Annotated in this window: 8 protein-coding genes; 6 read left to right on the top strand and 2 right to left on the bottom strand. The window is 71.4% G+C overall.

Translation table 11 applies throughout. From position 1 onward, the window contains the following. Nucleotides 1–128 precede the first annotated feature (128 nt). Entirely contained in the window at nucleotides 129–1,283 is a 1,155-nt protein-coding gene (locus ACFY0D_RS40090) for an alpha/beta fold hydrolase (RefSeq protein ID WP_390802793.1), read from the bottom strand. A 398-nt stretch (nucleotides 1,284–1,681) separates the two neighbouring features. On the opposite strand from ACFY0D_RS40090, the gene ACFY0D_RS40085 reads away from it, so the two are divergent. The 6 genes from ACFY0D_RS40085 to ACFY0D_RS40060 all read left to right on the top strand — a co-directional run bounded on the left by ACFY0D_RS40085 (nucleotide 1,682) and on the right by ACFY0D_RS40060 (nucleotide 8,719). Next, nucleotides 1,682–1,990 carry a hypothetical protein gene (locus ACFY0D_RS40085; protein WP_008742356.1) on the top strand — a complete coding sequence of 103 codons (309 nt, stop codon included), beginning with the start codon at nucleotides 1,682–1,684 and terminating at the stop codon, nucleotides 1,988–1,990. A 102-nt stretch (nucleotides 1,991–2,092) separates the two neighbouring features. Next, nucleotides 2,093–2,926 (top strand): hypothetical protein, encoded by an 834-nt coding sequence (locus ACFY0D_RS40080; protein WP_390802792.1) that lies wholly within the window; start codon nucleotides 2,093–2,095, stop codon nucleotides 2,924–2,926. Then, nucleotides 2,916–4,244: a hypothetical protein gene (locus ACFY0D_RS40075; protein ID WP_390802791.1), complete on the top strand. Its 1,329-nt coding sequence runs from the start codon at nucleotides 2,916–2,918 to the stop codon at nucleotides 4,242–4,244. The genes ACFY0D_RS40080 and ACFY0D_RS40075 overlap by 11 nt, the downstream gene beginning before the upstream one ends. Next, entirely contained in the window at nucleotides 4,241–5,803 is a 1,563-nt protein-coding gene (locus ACFY0D_RS40070) for an SCO6880 family protein (protein WP_390802790.1), read from the top strand. Before ACFY0D_RS40075 ends, ACFY0D_RS40070 begins: the two co-directional genes overlap by 4 nt. Nucleotides 5,804–5,822: 19 nt before the next feature. Next, a complete protein-coding gene (locus ACFY0D_RS40065; RefSeq protein WP_390802789.1) occupies nucleotides 5,823–7,238 on the top strand; it encodes an ATP-binding protein in 1,416 nt (471 codons plus the stop codon). A 2-nt stretch (nucleotides 7,239–7,240) separates the two neighbouring features. Continuing rightward, nucleotides 7,241–8,719 carry a type VI secretion protein gene (locus ACFY0D_RS40060; RefSeq protein WP_390802788.1) on the top strand — a complete coding sequence of 493 codons (1,479 nt, stop codon included), beginning with the start codon at nucleotides 7,241–7,243 and terminating at the stop codon, nucleotides 8,717–8,719. A gap of 174 nt (nucleotides 8,720–8,893) precedes the next feature. Here the strand turns inward: ACFY0D_RS40060 and ACFY0D_RS40055 are convergent, their stop codons facing one another. Then, nucleotides 8,894–9,466, bottom strand: a complete 573-nt coding sequence (locus tag ACFY0D_RS40055; protein WP_390802787.1) for a GNAT family N-acetyltransferase — start codon at nucleotides 9,464–9,466, stop codon at nucleotides 8,894–8,896. Nucleotides 9,467–9,661: the final 195 nt, after the last annotated feature.

Below are 9,661 nucleotides of genomic sequence, written 5' to 3'. Positions count from 1 at the left end.
CCGGGGGGGGCGGGGGCGGCCGCGCCCCCCCCCCCCGGCGGGGGCCGCCCGCGGGGGGGGGGGGGGGGGGCCCCCCCCCCCGCAACGGCGCCGCACCCGCCCCGCCCGCCCCGCACACCCTCACACCCTCACACCCGCGCCAAAAACCCCCGCACGGCAGCGAAGAACCCCTCCGGGTCCCCGACCCGCACCGCATGCCCCGCCGGCAACTCCACCAACCGCACCCCCGCCCTCCGCACCGTCATCTCCCGCGCATGCTCCGCCGACAGCACCCCGCTCCGATCCCCCCGCACCAGCAGCGTCGGCTTCCGCACCCCCAGCCAGTCCCCCCAGTGGTCCCCGTTCAGCCCCCGCTGGGACTCCACCATGTCCTCCACCTCGAACGCGGTCCCCCACCCGTCCGGATACTCCTGCAGGGACCCCTCCAGGTGCGGCGCCGCGCTCCCCACCCCCGCCAGGAACCCGGCCCGGGTCGCGGCCCGTCTCGGCCACTCCCGCGCGAACGCCAGGTCGCCGTCGACCACCGCCCCGATGTCCTCGACCACCACCGCCCGCACCAGATCCGGCCGCCGCGCCGCGAGCTGGTACGCGTTGACCCCGCCCAGCGAATGCCCCAGCACCACCGCCGGCCCCAGCCCCAGCTGCTCCAGCAGGGCCGCCGCATCCGCCACGTACCCGTCCCGCGTGTACTCCGCCGCCCGGTCGGACCTCCCGTGCCCCCGCTGGTCCAGGGCGATCACCCGCCACGCCGGACCCAGCTCCCGGGCCAGGCGCTCGAAGGCCCCCGCCCCCTCCCCGAAGTGCCCGTGCAGCGCCAGCAGCGGCGCCCCCGGCCCCCCGAAGTCCGTATAGGCGAGCCGCCGCCCGTCCTGCGTCACCATCGCCCCCGGCAACGGCCCCAGCTTGTCGATGACCCGCTGCCGCAGCAGCTGGTACTCCTCCCACCTCCTGCGCAACCGCCCGCCCGGCCGCTTCACGATCCGCCCCGGCGTGACCGTCTCCCCCCGCCGGAACTGCTCCCGCGTCAGATCGATCCGGATCCCCCCGGGCAGCAGGTTCCACCAGTGGTAGCCCTCCTGCCGACCGTCGTGGAACACCTCGCCCAGCATCAGGTCCCCGCCCACCAGGTCCTGCACCACGAGGGCGGTGATGTCACAGTGCCCCCAGCCCGGATTCTCCGGAGTCCAGGGGATCTTCGTGATGTCGGAGGGCTCACAGGTCTCGGCCGACCATCCCGCCCGGATGGCCGCCTCAAGGTCCGCGAGAGTCCATGGAGTCGTCATGCTCCCCAGCCTGCCGCACCCCACTGACAACCCCACCGCCACGCCCCCGCGCACCGATGAAACGACCGGAAGAGGATCGGACGCATGTCGGCAGGCCGGCCCAACGACACGCCACGCCACTGCTCCGAACGGCGGCCCCTCACCCCACCCCCCGTACGCCGAGACGACAATCATTGCCCGGCGTCACCCCCCGTGATACACAGAGTGACCGCATGTTCTCGCGCGTACACACCGCCCCTGCCCAGGTCAGAGCGCGGAAGCGGAGCGCGGGCCGCGAGATCGGGTAAAGAGAGCCGTCAAGTCGACGACGGCGGCGGTTTCATCAGCGAAGATAGTGCGTAACCCCTGCCGTCGGGCAAGGGGCTTCCGGAACTACCCATACAGGGGCGGTGAGTTACATGATCCTGGCAGCCGAAAAGGGCGACATCACCACCATCATCGGCGGAATCGCCCCGAACTGGGGGCCTTTCGGCAGTCTCGGCAACGAAGCGAAGGTCATGATCGAGGTGGTCATGGCCGTCGCGATCCTGCTCTGCCTGGGCATCGCCATCTGGGGCGCGGCCAAACAGCGCATCGGAGCGACCGCCCTGCGCGACACGTTCAGCGCGGAACAGGGCAAGGGCCTGATCGTGGCCGGGCTGACCGGAGTCTTCATCATCGGCTCCCTCGGGACGCTGTTCACGATCGTCTACGGGATGGCCGTCTAGCCGGGTCACGCGCCGGGCCCCGTAGCTGATGACGCATCACCACACCACATCCACGCGGGAACCAGCGCTACCGTCGTACGACGCGGAGGGGGCGGACAGGCAATGAGCAACGACGACCAGTACGGCGGCGCCGGCGGCTACGGCGAGGTCGGCGGCACCGGCCAGACCCGCACCCGCCTCCCGGACGCCCCGGCCGACCCCTACGGCCCCACCCGCCGCACCCCGCGCACCTCCCGCAGCCTGATCACCGTGGTCGGCGTGGTGGTCCTCCTGATCGCGGCCATCGCCTTCGCCAACTCTGCCCCGGACACCAAGGCGGACCCCGCCTCGGACAAACCCCCGACGGACTCCTCCACGGCGGCCACGGGCACGGACCCGGTGACGGGCACATCGGCAGGCATCCCCAAGGGCTTCGCCCACGACGAACAGGGAGCCCAGTCGGCCGCCGCCAATTTCGCGGTGGCGCTGGGTTCTGACGGCATGTTCAAGAAGAACACCCGGCACACCTTGGTGGACGGGATCTACGCACCCGACGTGGCATCGCGCCTGAAGGGCCCGCAGGACGAGGCCTACTCGGCCGACTTCCTCGCGAAGCTCGGGCTCGACGCCAACGGCAACGCCCCGCAGGGCAGCACCTTCGTCACCCGTACCGTCCCGATCGGCACCCGCGTGGAGAGCTACACGCCGGCCACGGCCAAGATCGCCGTCTGGTACACCGGTCTGATCGGCATGTCCGGTCCCAAGTCCACCGACCCGGTGCGGACTCTCTGGAAGACCTGGACCTTCGAACTGAGCTGGGTCGGCGAGGGCTGGAGAGTCATCGACGACACCCAGCAGGACGGGCCCGCCCCCGTTCCCGGCGATGTCCCTGTCTCGACGTCGGACGACATGAGCAAGGCCATCAAGGAATTCGGGGGATTCACCTATGCCCGCTAGCCTCCGGCTCCCCGCCCGGCTGGGCCTGATCGCCTCCGCCCACCTCGCCGTGCTCACCCTGGCCACCCGCGCCCACGCCGCTCCCGTGCCGGCGCCGACGCCGACCGCCACACCCCAGGCGACCGCTGACCCCTGCGCACTGCTCGACGGCCCTTCCAAGCAGTACTGCCAGAGCGGAACGGGCACATCCGGCGGCACCCCTGGGACGGGACTCGCACCCAGCGACGGCGGAGACGCCCTCAACCCCCTCGCCTCCCTGGCCCGCGGCTGCGCCGACGCCGCCGCCTGGATCGTCACCAAGCTCAGCGAAGCGGTAAAGGGCTCGGCCGAAGTCGACTTCACCAACCCCGCCTTCCTCAAGCAGTACTCCGTCGTCTTCGCCGCCTCCACCATCCTCACCCTCGTCCTCTGGCTCTTCGCCGTCGCCAAGCGCGCCGTCCGCGGCGTACCCCTCACCACCGCCATGTCCGAAGCCATCGGCTTCCTCTGGCTCACCGTCCTCGCCTCCGCTTTCACCCCCCTCATCCTCTACACCGTCGTCTCCGCCACCGACGGCGTCACCGAGGTCATCGCCTCCGCCACCGGCGGCCAGACCGACGTCTTCTTCGGCTCCTTCTCCGAAGCCCTCAAGAAGGGCGACGACATCGGCGGCGGCCCGATCATGCTGATCGTCGTCGCACTCGTCACCGTCCTCGCCGCCGGAGTGCTCTACCTGGAGCTGTTCATCCGGGCCGCCCTCCTCTACGTCGGCGCCCTCCTCGGCGTCGTCGTCTACTCCGGGCTCGTCGACCGCAACCTCTGGGGCCACGTCCGCCGCTGGGCCGGCATCATGATCGCCGTCATCCTCGTGAAGCCGGTCATCGTCATCGTCCTCGGCCTCGCCGGCGCCCTGACCGGTGAGAAGGGCCCCAACGCCTTCTCCGCCGTCGTCACCGGCCTCGCCATCATCCTCCTGGCGATCTTCGCCTCCGCGATGATCTACCGCTTCGTCCCCGGCTTCGGCGACGAGATCGCCTCCGCCCGCTCCAACCGCACCAAGGCCACCGACGGCGCCCAGGCGGCCGCCGTCATCAGCTCCCCGGCCTCCCTCGTCTCGCAGGGCATCAAAACCCACAGCAGCCGCGGCTCCCACCGCGGCGGCGGCGACGGCGGCGGCAACAACGCGCCCCGCCCCGCCAACCCCCTCTCCGGAGGCGTGGCCGCCCACAGCAGCCGACCCACCTCCGGCGGCGGAGCCGGCGGCGGATCTGTCCCCTCCGCCGCACCCCCGCCCCGCACGAGTTCGAGCACGAGGAACACAGGAGGTGACGGGCGTTGACGACCCAGTCCCACCAGCTGCACCCGGTCGCGCCCCGCCGCACGTATCTCATCGGCCGGGCCCGGCCGAACGCGATCGTCGGCAAGAACCGCGAGACCGGCGAGATCGCCCTGATCATCGCCGGGGCGTTCTTCGGCATGATGAGCGGACTGCTCGTCCCCGACCTCACCCTGCGCATCGTCAGCCTCGCCGGCTTCCCCGTGATCGCGCTCGCCGCCGTGTACGTCCCGTACAAGGGCCGCACCTTCTACCGCTGGTTCGAGATCAGCCGCAGCTACAAGCGGACCCTGCGCCGCGGTACGACCTACCGCTCCGGCGCCATGGAGGCCGGCATCCGCGGCTCCGACGGCCGCGAGGTCGAGGTAGGCCCGCCCCCCGGCATCGGCCGCATCAACTGGCTCGCCGCCCCCTTCGGCCCCGACGAGATCGCCGTCCTCCTGCACGCGGACCGCCGCACCGTCACCGCCGCCATCGAGATCGAGGGCCCCGGCGTCGGCCTGCGCGACAGCGAGGACCAAGAAGCCCTCGTCGACCGCTTCGGCACCCTCCTCAAGCACGTGGCCAACGGCGACGGCTTCGTCACCCGCCTCCAGATGCTCGCCCGCACCCTCCCCGCCGACCCCGACGCGCACGCCAAGGACGTGGCCCAGCGCGGCGACACCCAGGCCCCCGGCTGGCTCCGCGACTCCTACGACCAGCTCCAGTCGATGGTGTCCACCTCCTCCGAGCAGCACCGCGCGTACCTCGTCGCCTGCATGCACTACACACGCGAACTCGCCGCCGAGGCCAACGCCATCGCCCGCGCCGGCACCCCCCACAAGGGCCGCAAGCTCGACCGCGACGCCGGCCTCGCCATCGTCATGGCCCGCGAGCTCACCGACATCTGCGCCCGCCTCGCCGAGGCCGACATCCGCGTCCGCCAGCCCCTCGGCCAGGGCCGCCTCTCCTCCCTCGTGCACTCCATGTACGACCCGGACCACCCCATCGACCACATCCAGGCCATGACCAAGCGCAACGCCTGGCCCGCCGAGCTCGACGCCGTGGAGCCCACCTTCCTCCAGGCCAAGACCCGCGAGTCCTCCACCCGCGCCCCCTGGTGCCACGCCACCGCCTGGGTCAAGGAATGGCCGATGACGCCCGTAGGCGTCAACTTCCTCGCCCCGCTCCTCGTCCACACCCCCGACGTGATCCGCACGGTCGCCGTCACCATGGACCTGGAGCCCACCGAGGTCGCCATCGAGCGCATGCTCACCGAGAAGACCAACGACGAGGCCGACGCCTCCCGCGCCGCCAAGATGAACCGGACCGTCGACCCCCGCGACATCGCCGCCCACGGCCGGCTCGACCAAAGAGGTGAAGATCTCGCCAGCGGTGCGGCGGGAGTCAACCTCGTCGGGTACATCACGGTGTCCTCACGTTCCCCGGAGGCCCTCGCCCGCGACAAGCGGACGATCCGCGCCTCCGCCGGCAAGTCCTACCTGAAGCTGGAATGGTGCGACCGCGAGCACCACCGCGCCTTCGTCAACACCTTGCCGTTCGCCACCGGCATCCGACGCTAGCTGAAGGGAAGTGCCGCCCATGCGAGATCCCATGTCCGCCCTGACGGACGCCTTCACCAGCTTCCTCTTCGGCAAAGTCGAAACCACGCGCCTGCCCGTCCGCACCTCCACCGGGCAGGCGCAAGCCGTCTACCTGCCCACCGCCGCCCCCGGACTCGGCGACTCCGGCGTCATCATCGGCCGCGAGGTCTACAGCGGCAAGGGCTACATCTACGACCCCTTCCAGCTCTACGGGCAACAGCTCCCGGCCCCCCACTGGCTGGTCCTCGGCGAATCCGGAAACGGAAAGTCAGCCCTCGAAAAGACCTACGTCCTGCGCCAGCTCCGCTTCAAGGACCGCCAGGTCGTCGTCCTCGACGCCCAGGGCGAAGACGGCGTCGGCGAGTGGAACCTGATCGCCCAGCAGCTGGGGATAACCCCCATCCGCCTGGACCCCATCGCCGCCAACGACGACGGGATCCGCCTCAACCCCCTCGACCCGGCCATCACCGCGACCGGACAGCTCGCGCTGCTCCGGACCATCATCGAGGTGGCCATGGGCCACGGCCTCGACGAGCGCGCCGGCTTCGCCCTCAAGGTCGCCCACGCCTACGTCGTCGACACCATCCGCGACCGCCAGCCCGTCCTCACCGACATCGTCGAGCAACTGCGCCACCCCGAACCCGAATCCGCGCACGCGATGAACGTCGACATAGACGATGTCCGGGCCTGGGGCCTCGACGTGGCGCTCGTCATCGACCGCCTCGTCGACGGCGACCTGCGCGGCATGTTCGACGGCCCCACCACGGTCGGCATCGACCTCGACGCCCCGCTGATCGTCTTCGACCTCTCCCACATCGACCGCAACTCCATCGCGATGCCGATCCTCATGGCGATCGTCGGCGTCTGGCTGGAGCACACCTGGATCCGCCCCGACCGGAAGAAGCGCATCTTCCTGGTCGAGGAGGCCTGGCACATCATCAACAGCCCCTTCGTGGCCCAGCTGTTCCAACGCCTGCTGAAGTTCGGCCGCCGCCTCGGCCTGTCCTTCGTCGCCGTCGTCCACCACCTGTCCGACGTCGTCGACGGCGCCGCCGCACGCGAAGCCGCGGCCATCCTCAAGATGGCCTCGACCAGAACCATCTACGCCCAGAAGGCGGACGAGGCCCGAGCCACCGGCCGGGTCCTCGGCCTGCCCCGCTGGGCGGTGGAAATCATCCCGACCCTCACGCCCGGCATCGCGGTCTGGGACGTCAACGGCAACGTCCAGGTGGTCAAACACCTGATCACCGAAGCCGAACGTCCCCTCGTCTTCACCGACCGCGCCATGACCGAGTCCTCCACCCCCACCCGCCTCCCCGCCGACATGCTCGCCGCCGAACTGGAGGCGGAGGAAAGGGCCCTGTCCATCGAACGCCGCCGCGGCGGCCCCGGATCCGCGACCACGGTGGCCTGACCATGCACGAGGCACGACGTACGGAGCCCCCCGCACGCGGCGGCGGCATCCCGGACGGCCTGCTGGTCGGCCTCCTGGCCTTCCTCCTGGGCCTCGCCGTCCTCGTCTGGTCCGCCACCGGCCTCGCGGCCGTCCTCGCGCACGGCACCTGGCCCGACACCGTCACCTTCACCCGGACCCCGGGGGCCGTCCGCGCCCTGATAGCGCAACCGCACGACATCCCCGCCGCCTGGCCGGACACCGACCCGGCGGCCCTGTCGGGCTGGGGACTCTTCTGGGGCCTGTTCGTCAGCCAGCTCCTGGTGATGTTCGTCCTCACCGTCTTCGCCATCGGCGTGATCGCCCGCACCAAGTCCCGCCGCGCCCTGGCCAGACACCTCACGGAGAACCCGCCGACCGCCAACACAGCCCCGCCGGCGTTTGAGGCGCGGGGGTCCGGGGGCAGCGCCCCCGGCAACGGCGCCGCACCCACGGCCACCGCACCGCCCGACGAGGCCTACCGCTACGGCTTCGGCTACGCCCCCCGGCCGCCGGCAGCCGCAACCACCCTCCCGGCCACCGAACCCCCTGCGACCGGCATCACCTACGGCGGCCCGAACGACCGCTTCCGCACAGCCGCCCACCGCATCGCCGAGATCGAGGGGGCGGCCCTCATCGTGACCTCCTCCCCCACCCTCTGGGCCGAGACCAAGGACGCCCGCGCCAAACTCGGCCCGGTCCTCCTCTACGACCCCTCCCACCTGTGCGACACCCCGGCCCGCATGCACTGGAACCCGGCCGAGGGCTGCGCCGACCGCGACACCGCCGCCGCCCGCGCGATCGCCCTGCTGGCCCCCGTGCGCCCCCAGGCCCGTATGGACGCGGCGGTGGCCGACACCGCGGAAACCCTCCTGCGCAGCTGGCTCCAGGCCGCCGCCCTGGACGACCGCCCGTTCAAGCTGCTCCACCGCTGGGCCCAGGGCAACAGCGCCCAGGACCCGGTCCGTGTCCTGCGCACCCACCCCCAGGCCGCCCCCGGAGCGGCCGGCGAACTGGAGAGCGCCCTCACCGCGCACCCCGAACGCCGCGAGCTCGCCCAGAACCTGACGGCCCGTGCCCTGTCCTGCCTGACCTCGATCCACATCCGCGAGGCCTGCAACCCGAACCGAGCCGATGCCCTCGCCCTGGCATCATTCGTCGCCGAAGGGGGCACCCTCTACCTGGTGGGTGAAGCTCTGGAGGATCCCCGCACCCACCCGGGTGCGATGCCCTTGCTCACCGCACTCGCCTCTCACGTGGTCGAGCACGGCCGCCGCATGGCCGCACGGTCATCCCACGGTCGGCTCGACCCACCACTCTCCCTGGTGCTGGACGACGTGGCCGCCGTGGCCCCCATCCCCCAGCTCCCGGAACTCCTGACCGACGGAACGCTCCCCCTGCTCGCCCTGTGCCGCAGCCGCGAACAGGCCCGCTCCCGCTGGCCGGAAGCCGCCCTCTCCTAGGGGGCCGCTCCCCACGTATCCATATCCGGGACGTCCGCATGGTTGTACCCGAGGAACACGGCTGTCTCGTTCGCCGCCAGCGGCGCCCCTGGCCGAAGGCCGCCAGAGCTGTCCCGTCGGCATGCCACTCGACCGACAGGAACCGCTCCTCGACCGGAGCGTCCTCTTCCTTCCTCACACGTCCGCGCCGGGCCCGGCCGGCCGCGTGTAGACGTACTCCCGCTCCTTGGCGCCCGTCTCGATCGGTATCAGCAGACCGCTCGCTTCGAACCCGTACCGCCGGTAGAAGCTCTCCGCCCTCGGGTTGTCCTCGTGCACGAACAGCCGCACCCGCTCGGTCACCGGCGCCTCCAGCGACCAGGCCCAGTCGAGGCCGGCGTCGAACAGCCTCTCCACCAGCCCGCTCCCCCGCTGCTCGGGCCGCACGAACACCCCGACCACGTGGCCCTGCTGCCGCTCGATGGGCTCACCGAAGTAGTCGGTGCCACCCTGCGCCTCGATGAGCACGGTCACGGACCCGACCCACCGCCCGTCACCGGCCTCGGCGATGAACTGCCGGGCACCCCGCCCCTCGGCAGCCCCCGCGGCACGCTGCTGCCAGTACTCGTCGCCCTGGGCGAGTGCCCGCTCCTCGGTCTCCAGGAAGGCCACGGCCGCGGCCGGATCCCGGAGCGCCACCAACCGCAGCTCCTTGACCTTCTCCCACTCGTCGCCCCGTACAGCCCTGATCACATGGTCATCGCTCATGCCGGGGATCCTAACGACGGGACCAACGCCGGCTCACCTGCGTTTTCCGGCTCCGCAATCCGTATTCCGGCCCGTAAACGCAGAAAAGCCCCGCACCGAGCCCGTAAGGGCTGGTGCGGGGCTTTCCCACAATGATTGTTCGGCGGCGTCCTACTCTCCCACAGGGTCCCCCCTGCAGTACCATCGGCGCTGAAA

This window comes from Streptomyces sp. NPDC001502, from assembly GCF_042894785.1.
Classification (GTDB): domain Bacteria; phylum Actinomycetota; class Actinomycetes; order Streptomycetales; family Streptomycetaceae; genus Streptomyces; species Streptomyces kutzneri.
Note: the sequence above shows the minus strand (reverse complement) of the source record. Positions and strands in the feature narration are given on the sequence as shown.

Coding starts and splice junctions, on each gene's coding strand:
- ACFY0D_RS40090 (WP_390802793.1), bottom strand. CDS start 1,283: ATGACGACTCCATGGACTCTCGCGGACCTTGAGGCGGCCATCCGGGCG.
- ACFY0D_RS40085 (WP_008742356.1), top strand. CDS start 1,682: ATGATCCTGGCAGCCGAAAAGGGCGACATCACCACCATCATCGGCGGA.
- ACFY0D_RS40080 (WP_390802792.1), top strand. CDS start 2,093: ATGAGCAACGACGACCAGTACGGCGGCGCCGGCGGCTACGGCGAGGTC.
- ACFY0D_RS40075 (WP_390802791.1), top strand. CDS start 2,916: ATGCCCGCTAGCCTCCGGCTCCCCGCCCGGCTGGGCCTGATCGCCTCC.
- ACFY0D_RS40065 (WP_390802789.1), top strand. CDS start 5,823: ATGCGAGATCCCATGTCCGCCCTGACGGACGCCTTCACCAGCTTCCTC.
- ACFY0D_RS40060 (WP_390802788.1), top strand. CDS start 7,241: ATGCACGAGGCACGACGTACGGAGCCCCCCGCACGCGGCGGCGGCATC.
- ACFY0D_RS40055 (WP_390802787.1), bottom strand. CDS start 9,466: ATGAGCGATGACCATGTGATCAGGGCTGTACGGGGCGACGAGTGGGAG.